At 62.9% G+C, this 18501-nt stretch carries 13 protein-coding genes; 8 read left to right on the top strand and 5 right to left on the bottom strand.

Features of this window, described 5'->3' with window-relative positions; translation table 11 throughout:
- Positions 1 to 27: 27 nt before the first annotated feature.
- The 4 genes from ACB037_RS05895 to grpE all read right to left on the bottom strand — a co-directional run bounded on the left by ACB037_RS05895 (position 28) and on the right by grpE (position 5822).
- A complete protein-coding gene (locus ACB037_RS05895; RefSeq protein ID WP_103261433.1) occupies positions 28 to 1518 on the bottom strand; it encodes a carbohydrate porin in 1491 nt (496 codons plus the stop codon).
- A gap of 265 nt (positions 1519 to 1783) precedes the next feature.
- Positions 1784 to 2920, bottom strand: coding sequence for a molecular chaperone DnaJ (dnaJ, locus tag ACB037_RS05890; RefSeq protein WP_010673647.1), 1137 nt, complete (start codon positions 2918 to 2920; stop codon positions 1784 to 1786).
- A gap of 114 nt (positions 2921 to 3034) precedes the next feature.
- On the bottom strand, positions 3035 to 4963 hold the full coding sequence (dnaK, locus tag ACB037_RS05885) for a molecular chaperone DnaK (RefSeq protein ID WP_010673646.1): 1929 nt from the start codon (positions 4961 to 4963) through the stop codon (positions 3035 to 3037).
- A gap of 283 nt (positions 4964 to 5246) precedes the next feature.
- Positions 5247 to 5822: a nucleotide exchange factor GrpE gene (gene grpE / locus ACB037_RS05880; protein ID WP_029314044.1), complete on the bottom strand. Its 576-nt coding sequence runs from the start codon at positions 5820 to 5822 to the stop codon at positions 5247 to 5249.
- A 263-nt stretch (positions 5823 to 6085) separates the two neighbouring features.
- Here grpE and nadK point away from each other — a divergent pair, with 263 nt between their 5' ends.
- Positions 6086 to 6970: an NAD(+) kinase gene (gene nadK / locus ACB037_RS05875; RefSeq protein ID WP_010673644.1), complete on the top strand. Its 885-nt coding sequence runs from the start codon at positions 6086 to 6088 to the stop codon at positions 6968 to 6970.
- A gap of 24 nt (positions 6971 to 6994) precedes the next feature.
- Here the strand turns inward: nadK and ACB037_RS05870 are convergent, their stop codons facing one another.
- Positions 6995 to 8152: a GGDEF domain-containing protein gene (locus tag ACB037_RS05870; RefSeq protein ID WP_069785327.1), complete on the bottom strand. Its 1158-nt coding sequence runs from the start codon at positions 8150 to 8152 to the stop codon at positions 6995 to 6997.
- A 305-nt stretch (positions 8153 to 8457) separates the two neighbouring features.
- Here ACB037_RS05870 and recN point away from each other — a divergent pair, with 305 nt between their 5' ends.
- The 7 genes from recN (at position 8458) to ACB037_RS05835 (ending at position 18072) form a co-directional block, all read left to right on the top strand.
- On the top strand, positions 8458 to 10122 hold the full coding sequence (gene recN / locus ACB037_RS05865) for a DNA repair protein RecN (RefSeq protein WP_041213253.1): 1665 nt from the start codon (positions 8458 to 8460) through the stop codon (positions 10120 to 10122).
- Positions 10123 to 10593: 471 nt separating this feature from the next.
- Entirely contained in the window at positions 10594 to 11034 is a 441-nt protein-coding gene (locus ACB037_RS05860) for a universal stress protein (RefSeq protein ID WP_371175027.1), read from the top strand.
- A gap of 193 nt (positions 11035 to 11227) precedes the next feature.
- Entirely contained in the window at positions 11228 to 12391 is a 1164-nt protein-coding gene (locus ACB037_RS05855; RefSeq protein ID WP_216986813.1) for an efflux RND transporter periplasmic adaptor subunit, read from the top strand.
- Entirely contained in the window at positions 12388 to 14406 is a 2019-nt protein-coding gene (locus ACB037_RS05850) for a MacB family efflux pump subunit (RefSeq protein ID WP_371175026.1), read from the top strand. The genes ACB037_RS05855 and ACB037_RS05850 overlap by 4 nt, the downstream gene beginning before the upstream one ends.
- Positions 14403 to 15776: an efflux transporter outer membrane subunit gene (locus ACB037_RS05845; protein ID WP_371175025.1), complete on the top strand. Its 1374-nt coding sequence runs from the start codon at positions 14403 to 14405 to the stop codon at positions 15774 to 15776. Before ACB037_RS05850 ends, ACB037_RS05845 begins: the two co-directional genes overlap by 4 nt.
- 132 nt (positions 15777 to 15908) lie before the next feature.
- A complete protein-coding gene (locus ACB037_RS05840; RefSeq protein WP_371175024.1) occupies positions 15909 to 16715 on the top strand; it encodes a siderophore-interacting protein in 807 nt (268 codons plus the stop codon).
- Positions 16716 to 16965: 250 nt separating this feature from the next.
- Positions 16966 to 18072: a 3-deoxy-7-phosphoheptulonate synthase gene (locus ACB037_RS05835; protein ID WP_371175023.1), complete on the top strand. Its 1107-nt coding sequence runs from the start codon at positions 16966 to 16968 to the stop codon at positions 18070 to 18072.
- The last annotated feature ends 429 nt before the right edge of the window (positions 18073 to 18501 follow it).

Below are 18501 nucleotides of genomic sequence, written 5' to 3'. Positions count from 1 at the left end.
TGCCATTTTTGTGATCGGGATAACGAACTAGAACCAGGTTTCCATCTGCACGCCAAAGTTCCACTCGCCCCCGGCGGTGAAGTTGCTCTGGCCCATGGCATCGGAGCTGGCGTAGTTGTCGAGCTCGGAGGACCAGTCCATCCAGGTGGCGAACACCCGAAGCTCGGGCCGCTCGAAGAAGCCGGCGGTCTGCGCCTTGAAGGTCGGCGCGAAGGTGAGCTTGGTGAAATCGCCGCTCACCGCCTGACGACCCTTGTAGCCCTTGGGATCGAGGTCCATGTACTGCCAGGTCGCCTCGTAGACCAGCTCGACGTTCTGGCTCAGCACCTGGGCCAGGCGGCCATTGAGGGTCACCCAGCGGTACTCGTCCCCTTTCACGTAACGATCCTGGCTGTGCTCGGCCAGCAGGGCCGGGGCCACACGCCAGCGGGGCGCAAGATCGGTGGCGCCAAACACGGCGACCCGCACCGCATCGGCATCCGGCAGCAGCTCGCTGTCGGAGCCCAGCCCCTTGAGCTCGGCACCCAGACCGTGGCCATACAGCACCGCCGCCTTGGAGAAACCGGGGTTGATGCCAAAGAAGCTGTCGGCGTGGTAGGCCACCAGGGTGTGGGCCCCCTTGTTCGCCGCTTCGCTGCCCGTGCCGCCGTCGTTGATGCGCGCCTCGTTATCCTTGGCGGAGAGGCCGTTCAGCATCCACTGCCAGTTGCCAACGCGGTTGTTCATGGTGAGGATGTAGCTCTCGATGTCGGAGAGACCGCTCGCGCTGATGTCGCCGTAGTCGCGCCCGTAGAGGGAGAAGTTCGCCTTCCAGCTGTCGGCCAGCTGCACGTCGTAGACGCCGCCGCCGGTACCGGCCAGGAAGACCACGTCCGAGTCGAGCCAGTGGATGTCGAAGTTGTCCCGGTCAAAGCGCTTGCCCGCCCAGAGCACCGAGTGCTGGAAAGGACCGCTGAAGCTCGCCAGATCGCCGATTTCGGCAAACACCTGGCGGGTATTGAGGCTGGAATCGCTGGCGGTCCAGTCGTTGCTGGTCTCCACCCCGTCCGCCAGCATCAGCTTGTAGCGGGCCCAGCTGCCATCGTCGAAGGTCTGGGTCTTCAGCAGGTTGGCCTCCATGTAGGTGTCATCCTCGTTGCCAAGGCGACCCACGGCGCCGCCCACCGAGCCGGCCGGGGTGATGTAGGGGCCGCCGCGGCCACCATTGCCGTTGCCGTTCACCAGCAGGCCCGAGCGGGCATAGCCGTGGAACTCGAAGCCCTGGGCCCCGGCGGTCTGCTTGTCCACCTTCTCGCTCTGGGCCTTGGCCACCACGGCCGTCTCGCGGGCTTCGTTTGCCTTGCTCTGGGCCTCATCGGCCCGCGCTTCGGCAGCGGTGGCGCGCGCCTCGGCTGCCTGCACCCGCGCCTCCAGCGCCGCCAGACGAGCCTCGATACCACCATCCGCCGCCCACAGCGGGCTGCTCATTCCCAATCCCAGCGCCACGGCCAGCGCCAACTTGCTCTTGAACATCGTCATCGTCCTCACCTGTCTTCTGTCGCCCGTCCGGGCTCTGTTGTTGTTGACGAGCCGAGGATAGCTAAACCGCTTTAGCTGACTCAATATGCCAGCTAAACCGTTTCAGCAGGAGTGTGAGCGGGATAACATTTGTACAGGAGGAATTGGTGGAAGTTGTGAGGAGGATCCCTCATCGGGATCCACTCAATAAGGGGGGATCCAGGCCAGATGGCGGGCAAAAAAAAAGCCGGCACATCCGTGCCGGCTTGGGTAACGCGGGTCGCGTTTATTTGGTCAGGTCGTCGAAGAAGCGTTTCACCCCTTCGAAGAAGCCTTCGGATTTCGGCTTGTGAGTCTTGGCAGCGGCGCCGCTGAAGGAGTCGTCCAGCTGGCGCAGCAGATCTTTCTGGGTCTCGGTCAGCTTGACCGGAGTCTCGATCACCACCTTGCACATCAGATCCCCCACCTGGCCGGAGCGCACGGACTTGACGCCCTTGCCCCGCAGGCGGAACAGCTTGCCGGTCTGGGTCTCCGGGGTCACCTTGAGCTTGACCCGGCCATCCAGGGTCGGCACTTCAATCTCGCCGCCGAGCGCTGCGGTGGTGAAGCTGATGGGCACTTCGCAGTAGAGGTCGTTGCCGTCACGGACGAAGATCTCGTGCTCGCGCACGTGAACCTGTACGTACAGATCCCCCGCCGATGCGCCGGTTTCCCCCGCTTCCCCTTCGCCGGAGAGACGGATGCGATCCCCGGTATCGACCCCGGCCGGGATCTTGACCGACAGGGTCTTGGTCTTCTGGTAGCGCCCTTCCCCATGGCACTTGCGGCACGGATCCTTGATGATCTTGCCGCGACCGTGACAGTGGGGGCAGGGCTGCTGCACCGCGAAGAAGCCCTGGCGCATCTGCACCTGGCCGGAGCCGTGGCAGGTGGGGCAGGTCTGGGCCTGGCTGCCGGTATGGGCACCGGAGCCGTTGCACACTTCGCAGTGGACCTGGGTCGGGATCTTGATCTCCTTGGAGACCCCACGCACCGCCTCTTCCAGCGTCAGCTCCATGTTGTAGCGCAGATCGGCGCCACGGGCTGGGCCGCGACGACCGCCCCCGCGACCACCGAAGATGTCGCCAAACACGTCGCCGAAGATGTCGCCGAAATCGGCACCACCGCCAAAGCCGCCGTGGCCGCCACCCTGGCTCGGATCCACCCCGGCATGACCGTACTGGTCATAACGGGCACGCAGGTTCTCGTCGGTCAGGACCTCGTAGGCTTCCTTGACCTCTTTGAACTTCTCTTCAGCCCCGGCATCACCCTGGTTGCGATCCGGGTGATACTTCATGGCCAGACGCTTGTACGCCTTCTTGATCTCGCGCTCGTCGGCACCTTTCGACACCCCGAGCACTTCGTAGAAATCGCGCTTCGACATACTCATCCTGTTGCTATATCAGCAGTTACGCAGACGGGCGTTGGTTACCCAACGCCCGTGAATTCATGGACTCAAGTCGATGGGCGAAGCGGACTTCGCCCATCCGGGTCGGGCTTACTTCTTGTCGTCTTTCACTTCTTCGAACTCGGCGTCGACCACGTCGTCGTCAGCCTTGGCAGAAGAGGAGGACTGACCGGCGTCAGCACCGGCGGCGCCTTGCGCCTGAGCCTGCTGCTGGGCAATTTCCATCAGCTTCTGGGACGCTTCCAGCAGCGCTTGCTGCTTGGCTTCGATGGCAGCCTTGTCGTCACCCTTGATGGCGGATTCCAGCTCGCTCAGGGCAGTCTCGATCTTGGTCTTCTCGTCGGCAGGCAGGGCTTCACCGGCTTCGGTGACCTGCTTGCGCACGGAGTGGACCAGACCGTCAGCCTGGTTGCGGGCCTGCACCAGCTCTTCGAACTTCTTGTCCTCGGCCGCGTTGGCTTCGGCTTCGCGTACCATGCGTTCGATCTCGTCATCAGACAGACCGGAAGAGGCCTGGATGGTGATCTTCTGCTCCTTGTTGGTCTCCTTGTCTTTCGCGGAGACGTGCAGGATGCCGTTGGCGTCGATGTCGAAGGTCACTTCGATCTGCGGCAGACCACGCGGTGCCGGACGGATGCCTTCCAGGTTGAACTGGCCCAGGGACTTGTTGTCGCTGGCGCGCTTGCGCTCACCCTGCAGCACGTGAATGGTCACGGCAGACTGGTTGTCTTCGGCGGTGGAGAACACCTGGGACTTCTTGGTCGGAATGGTGGTGTTCTTCTCGATGAGCGCGGTCATCACGCTGCCCATGGTTTCGATCCCCAGGGAGAGCGGGGTCACGTCCAGCAGCAGTACGTCGGTCTTGTCACCGGACAGTACGGCACCCTGGATGGCAGCACCCATGGCCACGGCTTCGTCCGGGTTGACGTCTTTGCGCGGCTCTTTGCCGAAGAAGTCGGCCACGGTCTTCTGAACCAGCGGCATACGGGTCTGACCGCCCACCAGGATGACGTCGTCGATCTCGCCAACCGCCAGACCGGAGTCTTTCAGGGCGACACGAACCGGCTCCAGGGAGTCTTTCACCATGTCTTCCACCAGGGATTCCAGCTTGGCGCGGGTCACCTTGATGTTCATGTGCTTCGGACCGGTGGCATCCGCTGTGATGTACGGCAGGTTCACGTCGGTCTGCTGGGCAGAAGAGAGCTCGATCTTGGCTTTTTCGGCGGCATCTTTCAGACGCTGCAGAGCCAGCTGGTCGTTGCGCAGGTCGATGCCCTGCTCGCGCTTGAACTCGTCAACCAAGTAGTTGATGACGCGGTTGTCGAAGTCTTCACCACCCAGGTGGGTGTTACCGTTGGTTGCCAGCACTTCGAAAGTGGTTTCCCCTTCGACTTCGTCGATCTCGATGATGGAGATATCGAAGGTACCGCCACCCAGGTCGTATACGGCAACCTTGCGCTCACCCTTGACCTTGTTGACGCCGTAGGCGAAAGCCGCGGCAGTCGGTTCGTTGATGATGCGTTTTACATCCAGACCGGCGATGCGACCGGCATCCTTGGTGGCCTGACGCTGGGCGTCGTTGAAGTAGGCCGGTACGGTGATGACGGCTTCGGTCACCGGCTCGCCCAGGTAGTCCTCGGCGGTCTTCTTCATCTTTTTCAGCACTTCGGCAGAGATCTGCGGCGGTGCCATCTTCTTGCCTTTCACTTCAACCCAGGCGTCACCGTTGTCGGCCTTGGCGATGGCGTACGGCATGATTTTCAGGTCACGTTGTACTTCGTCATCTTCGAAACGACGGCCGATCAGACGCTTGATGGCGAACAGCGTGTTCTTCGGGTTGGTGATGGCTTGGCGCTTGGCCGGCTGACCAACCAGGATTTCGCCGTCATCGGCATAGGCAATGATGGACGGAGTAGTACGGTCGCCTTCCGCGTTCTCGATCACGCGAGCATGGTCGCCATCCAGAATAGCGACGCAGGAGTTGGTAGTACCCAGGTCAATACCGATGATTTTACCCATTTGACGAATCTCCAAATACTTTGAATAAACTGGCGAGGGGCTCGCCTTGATACGTTAACGGCTAGGTGGGGCCTGCCACTGTGGCTTTCAAGCTCCCGGCATCAAATTTTTTGTGCCGCCGTGGCCTTGCAACCTATATGGGGTCTCAAGTCGGCGCTTCAAGTCCGGCCCTGAAAAAACCTGCATACAGGCCACCTGACAGCCAAATGACGCCAGACACGTCTTTTGGCGCCACATCCAACAAAAAGCCCGCCAAGCGGCGGGCTTGGTGAGAACAGCGCGATCAGTCAGCGGACTTGGAGACCATCACCATGGCCGGGCGGATGACGCGGCCATTGAGCTCGTAGCCCTTCTGCATCACGGCGATCACGGTGTTCGGCGCCACGTCGGCACTGGGCACCATGCTCATGGCCTGGTGGGCATTGGGGTCGAACGGCTGGTTGGTCGGGTCCAGCGCCACCAGGCCGAACTTGGCCACGCCGCTCTGCATGGATTTCAGGGTCAGCTCGACCCCTTCAATCATCGGCTTGAGGGTGTCGTTTTCCTTGTCCGCCAGCTCGATGGCGCGCTCCAGGTTGTCCAGCACCGGCAAGAGCTCTGCGGCGAACTTCTCCAGTGCAAACTTGTGGGCTTTCTCCACGTCCTGAGCGGCACGGCGACGCAGGTTCTCCATCTCGGCGACGGCGCGGATGGCGCGCTCGCGCTCTTCCAGGGAAGCCTGCTGGGCCGCCTCCAGCTGGGCCTCCAGCTCGGCGATGCGGGCCTGCTCGGCTGTCACTTCACTGTCTACATCGGTCGGCTCGACTGGCTGGGCTTCCACTTGCTCCATCGCTTCAACCTTTTGTTCTTCGTGGCTCATGACATCTCCAATATTCAGGGGTTGCGTGTGAGGGTGGCTGGCGTTCAGACAAGCGACACGCGCCAGCAGACCCTGTGTTGGCGCTATTATGGGGACACAGCCCCGGCTTTCAAGGGGAAAAGGGCAGATCGGGCACAATGGCGCCCATCCGCGTGCCAGGCAGCCCCTTTTCGGGGTCGATTGCACCAACCGCCACGGAGGCAGACAAATCCCCGGCAAAGCGCGGTATACTCCCCCCAAGACTCTCCCAGACCCGATAACCTATGGATTCTCCGTTCAAAACCGTTGCCCTCATCGGCAAGCCCCATCACGAGGGGGCCAACCAGACCCTGACCGGCCTGTATCAGTACCTGACCAGCCGTGGCTTTCGCGTGCTGCTGGAGAGCCGGGTGGCCCATACCCTGGGGCTGCTCGGGGAGAACGTGATGGATCTGGTGCAGCTCGGCGAGCAGGCGGATCTCGCCATCGTCGTCGGCGGTGACGGCAACATGCTGGGGGCCGCCCGGGTGCTGTCACGGTTCGATGTGGCGGTGATCGGGGTGAACCGGGGCAACCTCGGCTTCCTGACCGATCTCTCGCCCCAGGATTATCTGCTGCCCCTGGAGCAGGTGCTCTCGGGTCACTTCAAGAGCGAGCATCGCTTCCTGCTGGAGGCCGCCGTCTATCGCCACGGGGAGCGCAAGTCGAGCAACCTCGCGGTCAACGAGGCGGTGCTTCACCCGGGCAAGATCGCCCACATGATCGAGTTCGAGGTCTACATCGACGGCAGCTTCATGTACAGCCAGCGCTCGGACGGCATCATTGTGGCGACACCCACCGGCTCCACCGCCTACTCCCTGTCGGCAGGGGGCGCCATTCTCACCCCCAAACTCAACGCCATCACGCTGGTGCCCATGTTCCCGCATACCCTGAGCAGCCGCCCCATCGTGCTGGATGCGGACAGCGAAGTGCGGCTGCTGGTCTCGCCGGACAACCAGGACGACGCCATGCAGGTGAGCTGCGACGGCCAGGTCACCCTGGCGGTCCACCCGGGAGACGAGATCCTCATCAAGAAGAGCAGCCACAAGCTTCATCTGGTGCATCCGCTGGATTACAGCTACTTCCACGTGCTGCGCAACAAGCTCGGTTGGGGCAGCAAGCTCTTCTAGCCAGGCACCACCGGTGGCGAGGGTCTACCCCTCGCTGCTTTCGACCAGCCGAGGCAGTGCCGGCTCGAATGCCAGATGCACCCCGTTTCGCCCCGCTTCCTTCACCCGGTACATGGCAGCATCGGCTTTGGTCAGCATCAGTGCCAGGTCAGCCTCGGCACTGGCGCACACGACCCCCATGCTCACCGTGACCCCCTCGCACGGCAGGCAGGCCCCCTGCCGGGAGCCCGTCTCTATCTGGCGGCGGATCCGGTCACAGATGTCGTGGGCCATCTGGCCGCTCACGCCTCCCATGATGATGGCGAACTCCTCGCCACCGATGCGCCCCACCAGATCATCCTTGCGTACCTCGGCCACCAGCACCCCGGCCACATAGCGAATGACCTCATCCCCGCAGCCGTGACCAAACTGGTCGTTGACCCGCTTGAAGTGATCGATGTCCAGGACCACCACGCAGCGCGTCTGGCCAGGCGTAGCCCCCTCTCCCTGCCTGAAGAGGCCGCGCCGATTAAGCACCCCGGTGAGGGGATCCCGCTCCGAGAGCGCCAGCAATGCCTCCTCCGTCTCCACATAGGCCACCAGAGGCAGCAGCAACACCGAGCCGATGGTCAGCACCATGTGCATGAAGAAGATGAGATCGAGCCAACCTCCGCCCCCCATCCGCCCTTCGACTCCCAGCAAGAGCAGCCCCCCCTGGCTCAGCAGGATGGTGAAATGCAGCAGGTAAATGAGCGCCACCGCATGGAGCACCCGCTTCTGTTGCCGGCCGAGAGAGACGATGAGGCAGGCGCACCACAGGTACAACATCGACTCCATCAGAGCCAGCACAATGCGCACGGGGGCGAGGCTGGACAACCCCAGATAGAGCAGCAGCAACACCGCCACGCCTCCCCCCACGGCACGGGGATGCCATGCGCGCTCGTAAAGCGCACAAAAACCGGCGAGCAACAGCAGGATGCTCATGAGCGAGACCAGGCCGCCGACCCGGATGCCCAGCGCCGGATGGCCGCCCAACACCCCCAGACTGAGCAGCAGGATGGAGAGGGAGAAGAGAAAAGCGGAGAGGGACCAGTACAGAAAGTTGCCTCGACCCGGCTTCAGGGAGTGGATGAACAGCATGATCAGCCCCGACATCAGGTTGATTGCCAGGGAGATCAGCAGCAGGGTCGGGGTATGGATCATCGTGACGCATCCTTGCGAAGAGGTCTGTGCACAGCCCAGGCTCAACCAGGACTGTTTCGAGTGTGTCTCAACCAGCTACTCACCACAAGAGAGCCCCTCAAGGTGGCTTCTCGCATCGCCTCAGCCCATGCCAGGTACGCAGGTTGATTTGCAGGCCATCTGATCGGCGTCACACCCATGCCGCGGCCTTGACATCCTTGCCCTCCCCCTGTTTCGCAAAAATCCTCCCTGCCCACTTTACTGTATATAAGACCAGTATATACTGGATGCATACACAGTAATGTTGACCCATACAGGATGAGACCATGCTGACCCAGCTGACCGTCAACAACTTCGCCATCGTCAAGTTTCTCGAGCTCGATCTGCAACCGGGGATGACCTGCATCACCGGGGAGACCGGGGCGGGCAAATCCATCGCCATCGATGCTCTGGGGCTGTGCCTGGGGGAGCGCGCCGAAGCCAGCATGGTGCGCCCGGGCAGCGACAAGACCGAGGTGAGTGCCCGCTTCCTGCTGGAGGGTAATCCTGCCGCCCGGGCCTGGCTCGCCACCAACGAGCTTGAAAATGACGGTGAGTGCATCGTCCGGCGGGTACTGTCTGCCGAGGGGCGCTCTCGCAGCTATATCAACGGGGTTCCCGTCCCCCTCGCCCAGCTCAGGAACCTGGGTCAACTGCTGGTCAATGTCCACGGTCAGCACGCTCACCAGATGCTGCTCAAACCCGATTACCAGCTCGCCCTGCTGGACGGCTACGCCGGTCATCATCTGCTCCTCGACGATGTTCGCCGTCACTACCAGCAGTGGCGCCAGTTGCAAAACGAGCTCAACCGGCTCAAGGCCGAGCAGCAGCAGCGGGAAGCCCGCCGTCAACTCATCGAATACCAGGTGCAGGAGCTGGATGAATTTGCCCTTCAGCCGGGAGAGTTTGAAGAGATTGAAGAGGAGCATCAGCGGCTCGCCAATGGCACCGAGCTGATGCAGGAGTGCGGGTATTGCCTCGATCTGCTCTATGACAATGAAGAGACCACCATCGCCGGTCTGCTGCAGACGGCCGTGGACAGGGCCGAGACCCTGGTCGGCATGGACAGCCGGCTTGGCAACGTGCTCGGCATGCTCAACGAAGCGCTGATCGGCGTACAGGAGAGCCACAGCGAGCTGCGCAGCTATCTCGACCGGCTGGAACTGGATCCAGAGCGCTTCAACGAGCTGGAGAGCCGCCTCTCCAAGGCCATCAACCTGGCACGCAAGCACCATGTCAAACCGGCGGAGCTGGCCCACTACCATCAGGAGCTGGCCGCCGATCTGGCCCGCCTCAACTCCGACGAAGAACGCCTCGAGGGGATGGAGGACGAGCTGGCCTCGGCCCGCCAGGCCTTCGTGCAGGCCGCCGAGGCCCTGAGCCAGAGCCGCCAGCGCTATGCCGAGGAGCTGGGCGCGAAGGTAAGCGCCAGCATGCACGAACTGGCGATGCCCGATGGCCGCTTCGCCATCGAGGTGCGACCCGATGCCCAGAGCAGCCTCTCGCCCCTTGGCATCGATCGGGTGGAGTTCATGGTCACCACCAACCCGGGTCAGCCCATCCAACCCCTTGGCAAGGTTGCTTCCGGCGGCGAGCTGTCGCGTATCAGCCTCGCCATCGTGGTGATCAGTGCTCGCAAGATCTCCACCCCGACCCTTATCTTCGACGAAGTGGATGTGGGGATCAGCGGCCCGACCGCCGCCGTGGTGGGCCGCCTGTTGCGCCAGCTCGGCGAATCCACCCAGGTGATGGTGGTCACCCACCTGCCCCAGGTGGCAGGCAAGGGTCACCAGCACATGGTGGTGAGCAAACACACCGACGGCAAGACAACGGAAACCCAGATGCAGGCGCTCACCCCGGGCGCCCGGCTCAACGAACTGGCCCGCCTGCTGGGGGGCGATCAGATCACCGACAACACCCTGGCCAATGCCCGTGAGTTGCTCGCAAGCTGACCACGGGGCGGGCGGGACATCCTCCCGTCCATGTCGGCCCTTTCAGATTGACCGAGTCATCATCGCGGTGGCCAGTTGAAGCCTCTTGCCGACGGCGCCGGCCTGGTTGACCGATGCCGTGAGCCGCAAGAAAGAACGAGGGGCTGCCCTGGCTAATCCGCGGCACATGTCTTGATGCTCAGTCTGAGCCTGTCAGCCTGGTCATCACCAAGTCGGGTTTCCATCGCCATGGTCAGGACGCCACTCATCTTCGTTGCACTCATTCACATATTGAACGGACCCACTCCTTCATTTTCCATTCAACTCAGTCTGTTATGATGATGTAAACGGACTCGGTACCTTCAGTTGCCATCGACAGAAGGTGACGCTTGATGCAAACACACCGGGTTCGTTTGAGCTGACATTTCGCGGGAAGGGAGGATGGGAGCGCGCTTCCGCCGTCTGACCCGCACCTGCCAAGGAGAACTGCTTATGAGCCCGACCAATATTGTGCTGTTGCTGGAAGGCAAGGATTACGAGCAGGAGACACTGGCCAAGGCGAGCCGTCTGGCACAAGGGCTGGGCGCCAACCTGACCTTGTTGCACCTGACCCACAGCAGCAAGACCCGTCGCAATAGTCTGTCCCTGTCACAAGAGGAGCGCAGCGCCCAGGGCACCCTGGATGCCAAGGCGATCATCAGTGAACTCATCACCCAGCTGTCTCATCCGGTGGATTACCAGTGCCTAGTGGTGGATGACGTGGTGCCGGATCTCCAGCGCTGGCTGACCGCCCACCCCGCCGATCTCTTGCTTGTTGGCAGCCGTCATCACTGGATGGAGGGCTCGCTGGCCCGTCTGCTCCTCTACAAACTGCCCCTCGATATCCAGATCTGCCACGAGCCTCACGCCGCCTTGCTCAAAGCCGTCAGTTGATGCCACAAGACCCGCTCCCTGAGCGGGTCTTCTTGTTTCTGACGCCCGCCGTCATCCTCCCCCAGCTTGACCTCCTCCACTGCGTCAACGCCAGAACCACACGATTTCTTACACATTGCTCGCTTCTTTTTGAGGGCCATTTGCTGCACGATATGGCCCTTGCACGCCTTCGCTCGTTTCGTTCAGGTGATAAATGAAAGCTCTTCGAAAACCCGGCAAGCTCGCCCTGCTCGCCCTTGTGCTGATCCCTCTCGTCACCTGGCTGGCCTGGCCAGGCAACACACCTGACCCGGTACTGACCGCAACGGTAACCCGCCAGGATGTGGAGCAGACGGTGCTCGCCAGTGGCGTACTGCAGGCAATCGAGCAGGTGGATGTGGGGGCCCAGGTCTCGGGTCAGGTCACCTATCTCGCGGTGGAAGCGGGTCAACAGGTCAAACAAGGAGAGCTGCTGGCGGAGATCGATCCCCTGATCGCCCAGAACAACCTCAAGACCGCCGAAGCTGAGCTGGCCAGCCGCCGCGCCCAGCTCAAGATCAAGCAGGCACAGCTCAAACAGAACGAGCTTGCCTGGCGCCGCCAGCAGCAGATGTTTCGGCAGGAAGCGAGCTCTCGTGCGGATCTGGAGAGCGCCGAAGCCCAGCTTGCCGTCACCCGGGCCGAGCTGCAAAGCGCCCAGGCCGACATCGACAACGCCATCATCAAGGTGGAGCGCGCCAAGACGGAGCTCGGCTACAACCGCATTCAGGCCCCCATGGATGGTACCGTCGTCTCCATCGTCACCCGGCAGGGGCAGACCCTGGCCGCCAGCCAGACGGTACCGACCCTGCTCAAGCTCGCCAATCTCGACACCATGACGGTCAAGGCCCAGATCTCCGAAGCGGACGTCACCCGTGTCAAGGCGGGCATGCCGGTCTATTTCACCCTGATAGGGGATCCGGATACTCGCTACCACGGTACCCTGCGCACGGTCGAGCTGGCCCCCACCAACATCAATGAGCAGACGGCCAGCACCACAGCCACCAGCAATGCGGCCATCTACTACTATGCCCTGTTCGATGTGCCCAACCCCGGCCATCAGTTGAGGGTCGCCATGACGACCCAGGTCACCATCGTGCTCGGCGAGCGCAAGCAGGTACTGGCCATTCCCCAGACCGCCCTCGGCAAGAAGACTGGCGACAACGAGTACGAGGTCAGCCTGCTCAAGGAGGGGGACCAGAGAGAGACCCGCCGCATCAAGACCGGCATGAAGGATGACATCAAGATTGAGGTGGTGAGCGGCCTGACCGAGCATGAGAAGGTGATCCTGGAGCAGGGCAAGCCGGCCCTGCACGATGAAGGGGAGATGGAGCCGTGAGCGAGCCCCTGATCCGTCTCAAGGGCATCGAGCGGCGCTACCAGAGCGGAGAGCACGAAGTGACCGTGCTGCACCCGCTGGATCTCGCCATCGATGCCGGGGAGATGGTGGCCATCGTCGGCGCCTCCGGCTCCGGCAAATCGACCCTGATGAACCTGCTGGGCTGCCTCGATCGCCCGAGCGGCGGCCAGTATCTGTTTCGCGGCCAGGACACCGCGACCCTGGATGCCCTCTCCCTGGCACGGCTGCGCTGCCACCACTTCGGCTTCATCTTCCAGCGCTATCACCTGCTGCCCCATCTGGATGCGGCCGCCAACGTGGAGATCCCCGCCATCTATGCCGGCACTGCCCGCCTTGATCGCCAGGCCCGTGCCCGCACCTTGCTGACCCGCCTGGGACTGCAGGATCGCAGCCACCACAGACCAGGCCAGCTCTCCGGCGGTCAGCAGCAGCGGGTCAGTATTGCCCGGGCGCTCGCCAACGGCGGCGAGGTGATCCTGGCGGACGAACCCACCGGCGCTCTCGACAGCCAAAGCGGCAAGGAGGTGATGGCCATCCTCAAGGAGCTGCACGCCCAGGGCCACACCATCATTCTGGTGACCCACGACATGGCGGTGGCAAGCCATGCGGATCGCATCATCACCCTGCGTGACGGGCGGGTGGTGGAGGACAGCAGCCATCGGGCGGCCGATGACAACGCAGCCTCCCCATCCGGGACGCCGGCCCACCCGCAGCCAGGTGATGGCAGCCAGCTGGCTCCTCCCCCTGTCGGGCAAGATGCACAGGGAACAGGCGCCGCCGTCCGCACCGCAAGCCGGGGCTGGGATCGCTACCGGGAGGCGGGGCGCATGGCCCTGCACGCCATGCTGGCCCATCGCATGCGCACCTTCCTCACCATGCTCGGCATCATCATCGGCATCGCCGCCGTGGTCAGCGTGGTGGCGCTGGGTCAGGGGGCGCGCGCCAAGGTGATCGACGACATCAACGCCATGGGCACCAACACCATCGACATCTTCCCCGGCAAGGACTGGGGAGACGAGAAGGCCGCCAGCATCCAGACCCTGAACGAGCGGGATCTCGACGCGCTGCTCGGCCAGCCCTATCTGGAGGGGGCCAGCCCCCAGATAGCGACGTCGGGCCAGCTTCGCTATCGCAACAAGACCAGCAGCGGCAGCGTGATCGGGGTCGGCAACGACTTTTTCCGGGTCAAGGGGATGACGCTCACCCAGGGGCGCCTGCTTGATGAGCGGGACATTCGAAACCGGACGGCAGTCGCCGTGGTGGATGGCAAGACCATAGAGAGCCTGCTCGGCAAGGTGGACCCGGTCGGCCAGGTGGTGCTGGTCGGCACCCTGCCGGTGCGCATCGTGGGGGTGGTCACCCAGGAGACCGGCTTTGGCCGCAGCAGCCAGTCGGTCAATGTCTGGCTCCCCTACAGCGCCGTCATGAGCCGTCTCCTCTCCCAGCAGCACTTCACCCAGATCACCATCCGGGTCAAAGACGGCGTCCAGCCCGCCCTGGCCGAGCAGGCGGCAGTCGCCCTGCTCACCCAGCGCCACGGCGTGAAGGACTTCTTCACCTTCAGCAGCGACAGCATCGTCAAATCGGTGGAGAAGACCACCGCCACCCTGACACTGCTGGTCTCCGCCATCGCGGTGATCTCCCTCATCGTCGGCGGCGTCGGAGTGATGAACATCATGCTGGTCTCGGTGGTGGAGCGCACCCGGGAGATAGGGATCCGCATCGCCGTCGGCGCCCGCCAGTCCGACATACTGCAACAGTTCCTCATCGAGGCGGTGATGGTCAGCCTGCTGGGGGGGCTGCTCGGTATCGGCCTCGCCCTGCTCATCGGCGCTCTCTTCTCCCTGCTCGTGGAAAGCTTCCAGATGCGCTTCTCGCTCTTCTCCATCCTGATGGCCTTCGGGTGCTCCTCCCTCATCGGGATCCTGTTTGGTTACCTGCCCGCCCGCAATGCGGCCAGGCTCGATCCGGTGGAGGCACTGGCGAGGGAATGACGATGCACAACCTATCAAGGCTCGGGCTAAGCCTGATGCTCACCGCCAGCCTCGGTGCCTGCAGCCAGCAGAGCACCTATCACAGACCCGATCTCGACGTGGCGCCAGCATGGCAGCAGGAGAGCCGGGGTCTCACCGCGCAGCAGGCTGGCCCCTGGTGGCAGGGATTCCAGGATCCTGCGCTCGATCGCCTGGTCGAGGCGGTGCTGGCCGCCAACCCGGATATGCGGGTGGCCGGGCTCAAGCTCAAGAATGCCCTGCTCGGCGCCGATCTGGCTGACACCAACCTCACCCCCTCGGTCAGCGCCAATCTCGGGGCCAGCGGCACCAAGAACATGAAAGATGGCAGCGCCAGCAGCAACCTGGGCCCTTCCCTCAACCTCAGCTACGAGGTGGATCTCTGGGGCAGACTGGCCGCGGCAAGGGATCAGGCAAGCTGGGAAGCACAGGCCAGCGAACAGGATCTGGCCGCCACCCGGTTGCTGCTCATCGGCAAGACCCTGGAGCAATACTGGCAACTGGCCTACCTCGGTTCAGCCATTACCCTGGGCACCCAGCAACTGGCCAATCTGGAGCGCATTGAACGCCTGACCCGCGCCAAATACGAGGCGGGCGCCGTGACCCGACTCGATCTGGTACAGGCCAGCCAGCAGAAGGCGGGCAAACAGGCGGAGCTCGCCACCCTCACCCAGAAGCGGGCACAGGCGGGCAATGCTCTTCGCCTGCTGCTGGGCCGCAGCAGCGGGCCGCTCGCTGACGCTCCCGACGCCCTGATCATGGGCCCGATCCCGTCCGTGGCGGCAGGCATCCCCGCCGATGTACTGGCCCGGCGGCCCGATGTGCGCGCCGCCGAACTCAGGCTGCGCAAGACCCTTGCGAGGGGAGACGAGATCCGCACCGGCTTTTATCCCACCCTGAGTCTGACCGGCGGTGCCAGCACCACCTCGGATACCCTGACCCAGGTGCTGCAAAATCCGGTCGGCGCCCTGGGCGCCACGCTGGCGCTCCCTTTCCTCGAGTACAACAAGACCCGGCTCTCCATCGCCAGCGCCGACATCGACTACCAGATTGCCGAAACCGAGTTTCGCAAGCAGCTCTATACCGCGCTGCTGGAAGTGGAGGATGGCCTGGCCGCCCGTCAGCAAGGGGATCAGCGGCTGCGCTATCTGGAGCAGCAGAGGGCCTATGCCCGGGAGGCCGAGAGGCTGGCAGGCGCCCGTTTCCTGGCCGGAGCCACCGGGGTGCAACCCTGGCTGGATGAGCAGAACCGCCTGTGGGATGCCGAGCTCGCTCTGCTGGCACAGCAGCAGGCCCAGCTCAACAACATGGCAGGCATCTATCGGGCACTGGGGGGAAGCGATCGAACCTGATCCAGGCAGAGAGTGTGGTATCGCGATGGACGTCCAGAGGAGGTCAATCGCGACCCATTCTGCCCACAAACCAATTGATAATAGTTTTCATTTCATCAAGAATGGGCGCCATCATCAGCCAGGAGTATGCCCATGTCTCAACCCGCCCCGGCCAATCGCCCCCGCCTGCTCACCGTCAAGCATGTTCAGGATGTGAGCCCGCACCTGCGCCGAATCTGCCTGACCAGCCCCGAGCTTGTGGACTACCCCTTCAGCTGTGGCGGTGCTCATGTCAAGATCATGCTGCCCCGACCGGGTCAGCGCGAGATAGTGTTGCCCACCCCCACCGACAAGGGGCCTCGCTGGCTCGATCCCGCCCAGAAACCCGTCATTCGCACCTTCACCATACGCGCGTTTCGCCGGGAGGCGCTGGAGCTCGACATCGACTTCGCCCTGCACGGCGAGGCCGGCCCCGCCAGTCGTTTCGCCCTGCACGCCAAACCGGGTGACAGGCTCGCCATCTCGGGTCCGGGCGGTCCCGACCCCATGCTGCAAATGGCCGAGCACTATTACATGGCGGGGGATCTCACCGCCCTGCCCGCCATCAGCGCCATGGTGGAGGTGATGCCGTCCCATGCCCGCGGCCATATCGCCCTGCTGGTCCCCCATCAGGACGACGTGCAGGATCTGTCGCTGCCGGCCGGCGTCGACCTGCGCTGGTTCGTGGGCAACCCGGAACAGGCAGCGACCCTGGTGGCGTATTTCACCGCCCAGCCCATGGTCGCCGAGGGGAGCTATTTCTGGTTTGGCGGGGAAGAGAGTCTGGTCGTGCCGCTGCGCCGCCACGTCAGACGCACCCTGGATGCCGAGCGCCAGCGGGTCTACGCAGTTCCCTACTGGCGCAGCGGCAAGGATGAAGACGCCTACCACCAGGACAGGCACGCCGTGATGGACAGCTGACCCCCTCTTTATCTTGTGACTGGCGGGCTTCTTCCCTCGGGGAGCGGCCTGCTTTTGCTGCGGTTCCCCCGCCATCGTTCCCTCTCCCCCCATCTTCGCCTGGCGATTTCATTGCGCTTGCATTTGAGACAAACACCAAGATAATGACAATCATTCTCAACAACGGCGATGAGCCGTGAACCTGTCTGCTCCCAACAGGATGGCGCATACGGGTTCCCCATCGCACACATGCACAGCAAGGTAACTCCAGATGGCAGTTTTGAATTCGGTCATGCGCGCCTTCGCCATAGAGGCGCTCCCCACCCCTGCCGAGCTGCTGGCGCAGCACCCCTGTCCGGCCGACATGGCCCGGCACATCGACAGCCAGCGCCATCAGGCACGCCGGATCCTGGCAGGTGAAGACGATCGCCTGCTGGTCGTGATTGGCCCCTGCTCCATCCATGATCCCGTCGCGGCCCTGGACTATGCCGGACGGCTGGCACGACTCGCCACCGCCTATGAAGACCGCCTTCAGATAGTCATGCGCGCCTATTTTGAAAAGCCGCGCACCACGGTGGGCTGGAAGGGGCTGGTCTTCGATCCGCACCTGGACGGCAGCAACGACATCAATCGGGGATTGCATCTGGCACGCCAGGTGCTGCTCGACATCAATGGACTGGGGCTCGCCACCGCCACCGAATTCCTCGACACCACCAGCTTTCTCTATCTCGCCGATCTCGTCAGCTGGGGCGCCATCGGGGCACGCACCACGGAGTCTCAGGTCCACCGGCAATTGGCCTCCGCACTGCCCTGCCCCGTGGGATTCAAGAACGGTACGGACGGCAATATCCGGGTCGCCATCGATGCCATCCAGGCCAGTACCGCCTCCCATCTCTTCACCGCCCCCGGCAGCCAGGGCGGCATGGTAGTGATCAAGAGCGAAGGCAATCCCGACGGCCATATCATTCTGCGTGGCGGCACCCTGCCCAACTACCACCAGAGCGATGTGGCGGAGGCAGCAGACCGCCTCACCCGCCAGGGACTCCCCCCTCGCCTGATGGTGGATTGCAGCCATGGCAACAGCCAGAAGCTGCACACGAACCAGCTGAAGGTCGCCAAAGAGCTCTGTCGCCAGCTGAGCGAAGGGAGCCAAGCCATCGCCGCCGTCATGGTCGAGAGCTTCTTGCTGGGAGGAAACCAGAAACCGGCTCCTCTGGGTGAGCTGCAATACGGCCTGTCAGTGACCGATGCCTGCCTCTGCTGGGAAGAGAGTGAACACCTGCTTGCCATGCTGGCAGAGGCGGTCAAGGCCCGTCGCCGCACCCGGAGAAAATACGCACACGCCGTTCAGTCTGAACTCGGTCAACCTGTCATCTAGCATTCGGTTTATTTGTTTGCCACCAATCGGTGTCTGCCTCATCCGCACATTGTCCGGCATCGTGCGGATATATCGCAGAAGAGCGGTGTCAAACAGACCATAAATAGAGGGGATAAATTAATAGGCGGTGGGCGTCATGCATCAGCATGAAAAAGAGACGGGCCGCTCAGGCGTACTGATGAGGATCCACCGCCGCTATTTCATTCTGTCACAGCAGGTATCCATGTTCGTTTCTCACAAGGGACGAAGAAACACGGGCTGTATGAGTCCTCAGTGCGTATAAGTGGCGAGGTGGCGTGGAAGATGATGCGCCACCTTTATTGGGCACATGATGGTTATGGCTATTCCAGACGAGGCTCTCCAATTAACCGGAGTAACCTGCGCAATTGGGTTTTACTGCGACATCATCTGAACCCTGAAAATAATAAT

The sequence above is a fragment of the Aeromonas sp. S19(2024) genome (assembly GCF_041402625.1).
GTDB lineage: Bacteria > Pseudomonadota > Gammaproteobacteria > Enterobacterales > Aeromonadaceae > Aeromonas > Aeromonas caviae.
The sequence above is the reverse complement of the archived record's forward strand: the minus strand, read 5'-3'. Positions and strand labels throughout refer to the sequence as shown.

Coding starts and splice junctions, on each gene's coding strand:
- ACB037_RS05895 (WP_103261433.1), bottom strand. CDS start 1,518: ATGACGATGTTCAAGAGCAAGTTGGCGCTGGCCGTGGCGCTGGGATTG.
- dnaK (WP_010673646.1), bottom strand. CDS start 4,963: ATGGGTAAAATCATCGGTATTGACCTGGGTACTACCAACTCCTGCGTC.
- ACB037_RS05870 (WP_069785327.1), bottom strand. CDS start 8,152: ATGATCCATACCCCGACCCTGCTGCTGATCTCCCTGGCAATCAACCTG.
- ACB037_RS05835 (WP_371175023.1), top strand. CDS start 16,966: ATGGCAGTTTTGAATTCGGTCATGCGCGCCTTCGCCATAGAGGCGCTC.
- dnaJ (WP_010673647.1), bottom strand. CDS start 2,920: ATGTCGAAGCGCGATTTCTACGAAGTGCTCGGGGTGTCGAAAGGTGCC.
- ACB037_RS05845 (WP_371175025.1), top strand. CDS start 14,403: ATGACGATGCACAACCTATCAAGGCTCGGGCTAAGCCTGATGCTCACC.
- nadK (WP_010673644.1), top strand. CDS start 6,086: ATGGATTCTCCGTTCAAAACCGTTGCCCTCATCGGCAAGCCCCATCAC.
- ACB037_RS05855 (WP_216986813.1), top strand. CDS start 11,228: ATGAAAGCTCTTCGAAAACCCGGCAAGCTCGCCCTGCTCGCCCTTGTG.
- ACB037_RS05860 (WP_371175027.1), top strand. CDS start 10,594: ATGAGCCCGACCAATATTGTGCTGTTGCTGGAAGGCAAGGATTACGAG.
- ACB037_RS05840 (WP_371175024.1), top strand. CDS start 15,909: ATGTCTCAACCCGCCCCGGCCAATCGCCCCCGCCTGCTCACCGTCAAG.
- recN (WP_041213253.1), top strand. CDS start 8,458: ATGCTGACCCAGCTGACCGTCAACAACTTCGCCATCGTCAAGTTTCTC.
- grpE (WP_029314044.1), bottom strand. CDS start 5,822: ATGAGCCACGAAGAACAAAAGGTTGAAGCGATGGAGCAAGTGGAAGCC.